Here is a 1722-nt window from a genome sequence, read left to right as displayed (position 1 = left end):
CGCTTGCATGGCCACTACCACCACTATCTCTAGCATTAGCATTCCATAGATTCCATAAATTCGATTATCCATATTTGAACAATTCGCACAAACCTTATCGGTATAACCACTTTACTAACCAGCGAAATTGTCCTTCCTCGGGATATACCAATTTATGCCCGAATCAGGCGGCTGAAATATTCCCTGCCGATGGCGGGAATATCCTGAGCCGGTCAGCATCCGATAAGAGGCTAGGTCGTCCCGCTAGGGGCGGGAACGGAAGCGCCTATGGTCCTAAGTTGTGGCGCTTTGGACGTAAGTTGTATGTGCGGGTCGCAGTTTGTATTGAACTCCCTGGTCAAGTCATCACTTGGAGCTGCGTCGGGCACGGCTCACACCGGCTCGACGCACTGAAAGCTTGTAGCTCCTTTTTTATTTCGATCGATTGTTCCGTTACTCATCGAACTGCCACCGTGTAATGTCACCACTGGAGCGGCTCGATGAACCCTGTGCTGCGAACAAGCCCACGCACCATGAGTGAGTCATCACGGCAAAATCGCATCGCAGATTCCCAAAATCTAGCTGCTGGTATAAACAGCTATAAACGCCTCGCATTACCGATCGTAGTTACACTTCCCGCCGGATTGCGCCAGACCTCGGCATAATCTCTCGAATCCGGCTGCACATTTACCGCTGATCACTACCTAATAGCCAGGATCGATCAGATCGAGATCACGCGCAGCGGCACTCGCATGAGCACCGAACTTGCACGCTAATGGCGGATAAGAGCGGGGTCAATTTCGAAGAAAATTGGAAAACCAAAGGACGTCTTCCATTTCCGTCCGAGCGGATCCAAGGGTGTCCAAGCAAGCTTCTTGGAGTTGCGAAAATACAACACCACAACGCAATAGGGGTATGGCGCTACCACTAAGGTATTTGGTCACAGATCGATGACGTGGTCGCCCGGCTTTTGCGGTGAGTTCCAGCGAGGCCCGCGCCATAAGGGGAGGCAAATGACCGGCGCTTACATCGGCGAAGCGCCACGGCTGGCCGCAATTTGTTTGCAGGTACTTGTTCGATTTTTACTTCCACGAACAGGGGCTTAATGCCGACCTTGAAGGACGTGGGGAAGCTCACGCCGAAACATGGGGACCCTTGCCTTGCGGAACGGCGCTTCTTGATGGCCTACAGGCCCTCTGCAAGCGCACTGCCAATGCATCGGCAAACCATTTGCGCCAGCAGGCGAATGAATACCTGAACCACGTGTGCTTCACTTGTGCTTCGCGATACCGCAACCCTCACACACGACCTATTGAGGCTTGTGTCAGAACCCAAGCTTTGACCGCGTCTTCATCCCAACCAACCGCGCCGCCTGTGGCCCCAAGCGAGAACGACCGAGGGAAAGCCGGATCGTACTGCGCAGAGCGCGGGTCCATGCGGTTGTAAATTGAACTGCGTCCGAGTCCAGTCAGTTCCATGACACGACGCAACCGCGCCACCTTGCCTATCGGTCTCTGCTCGGCAGCGGGAGAAGCCTCTGCCTGCCGGTTTGCATCACTAGTAGCGCTTTCTGGCCCACGCTCTGTCCCAGACGACTTCCCACTAGCCTTGGCGCTGACAGACTTCTCCACCGCCTTCGGGGTGTGCTCCGTTATCCCCCGAGCTTGCTCCGACCGCGGCATAGGAGCCGAGGCGACGTCGCGCCCCGGCACAGTCCGCAACCGCATATGCCACGCATCCGGG

The 1722-nt window shown here is 55.3% G+C and carries 1 protein-coding gene; it reads right to left on the bottom strand.

The window, feature by feature from the left end:
- Nucleotides 1–1277: 1277 nt before the first annotated feature.
- On the bottom strand, nt 1278–1661 hold the full coding sequence (locus tag AC1DPR_RS31830; protein WP_477818003.1) for an AlpA family phage regulatory protein: 384 nt from the start codon (nt 1659–1661) through the stop codon (nt 1278–1280).
- Nucleotides 1662–1722 lie beyond the last annotated feature (61 nt).

This window comes from Rhizobium sp. 01T417, assembly GCF_056398905.1.
This window is presented reverse-complemented; position numbering and strand designations above follow the sequence as displayed.